This is a genomic window from Sandarakinorhabdus cyanobacteriorum (genome assembly GCF_002251755.1).
Classification (GTDB): Bacteria; Pseudomonadota; Alphaproteobacteria; order Sphingomonadales; family Sphingomonadaceae; genus Sandarakinorhabdus; species Sandarakinorhabdus cyanobacteriorum.
Genome location: NZ_NOXT01000001.1, coordinates 1 through 1,610, shown reverse-complemented (window position 1 = coordinate 1,610; position 1,610 = coordinate 1). Strand labels below are relative to the sequence as shown.

Annotated in this window: 1 protein-coding gene; it reads right to left on the bottom strand. The window is 61.7% G+C overall.

Annotation, left to right across the window (positions count from 1 at the left end):
• Positions 1-14: 14 nt before the first annotated feature.
• Positions 15-1,439 carry a hypothetical protein gene (locus tag CHU93_RS17155; protein ID WP_133064230.1) on the bottom strand — a complete coding sequence of 475 codons (1,425 nt, stop codon included), beginning with the start codon at positions 1,437-1,439 and terminating at the stop codon, positions 15-17.
• Positions 1,440-1,610: the final 171 nt, after the last annotated feature.

Below are 1,610 nucleotides of genomic sequence, written 5' to 3'. Positions count from 1 at the left end.
GCTACCCTCATAACCTACACCACCTGCCGGGACGCGACCTGAAGGTAGGCCTCGAGTGCCGCACGGTCAGTCAGCGGCGTAAACCACGTCTTGGCCCGCTGACGCCGTTGCATGAGGGCCCGTACTCGCGTGTGCTCATAATAGTTTTGCAGTTGCCGGAGCACGCGATCGCTGAGCGGCAGCCAGCGTCGACGCGATGGCGCTGAACCGCCCACCATCTTCCGCTCACGTGTTGAAGACGGCCTCACCTGATCCTCGGCATCCAGTTCGGCATCAAAATCATCAAGTATCACCGACCCCTGCCGACGGGCAGACTTGGCGGAGCCAATATTCTTGTCCTCAATCAGGAGGGCACCGGTATCCCAGTCAATATCGGCTACTGTGGGCAACAACTTCTTCCGCGGCGTGCGCCACCCGGTATGCAGGCTGAAGAACAGCCAGCAATAGGCCGTGAACGCGTGATCGACTTTCAGCGCCCGATTACGGTCCAGCCGGCCACGGCCGATGGCGGCGGCAGAACGCAGGGCGTTCCCCAGCATCTTGAGCGCTGCCTCCGTCGGGCAGTAGGGGCTGCCAATCACGTGCGCGCGCAACGCCTGTGGTGGCTGCATTGATGCACCGGGCGCAGGACTAAAGGCGGCTGGCATGGCAGGCAGCGCACTGATGGCGGTATGCTGATAACGCTGCGCGTCGGCCAGTGACACCGACGAGTAATATGACTTTGTTGCGTTGCGCTTCGGGGGGGTATTGGTGACAAGGCAAGCAACGGCCGGATCAGCCGGGAAACAGGCGGTCAACCTCGTCGGCAGGAAGTATCGGCACTGGGTGATTTTTGGGATGGCGGCACCAGAACCGACGCCCAGTCGTGTCGATGCCTGCTTGCGAAACTCTTCAATGGCAGCAGCAAGTTCTTCACATGTTGTAGCCGCGAAAAGGTGCGGCCACTTGGCAGGGTCTTTGTCAGCGGTGACGAGAGGCTCGGGGCCGATGATGGACTGAACCAGCGCCACCGTTGTCGGATCAAGGCCAAGCCAAACGCCCTTGGAGGACCGACCGACATGATCGAGCTTGGGCGTCACGTTGGACCGATGCGCCGATCGCCCTGCTTCCAGCCACAAGGCGGGTGAATGGCCGTTCAGTTCCACGAGTGCAGGCCTCGGCCAATCAGGCTGGCAGTTAGGCCGCAAAGCCGACAACTTGGGTGCGCGCTTGATCGCATGGATTTCGTTGAGAGGTCGACCGCTGACGAGGATCAGGCGCAGGGCAGCGGCGCCAACCACCCAGCCGACGTCTCGATCCTGCTTTAGCGCCAGGGCAAAGGAGCGCTGCAGGCGCTCCAGCTGGATCGGCCTGGGCAGTGCTGACTTGAGCGGAAAGTGGTGTGCATCCCTTTCAGCTCGTGACAATTCCCCAAGCGTCAATTCAGTGGCGCTCAGCATGATGACGCCAGCCTCAGCACGAAAAGAACGGGCCGACAGCCCAGCGTCGACCAACAGCCAAAACGGCGGGGTCGGAACCACCGGCCCCCAGCATGAACAAGGGCCACAGGCGCGAGAAATGGCAACCAGACCCTAGCCCGCCTTATTCATGAGCCTTCCTGTCAGGGCGTT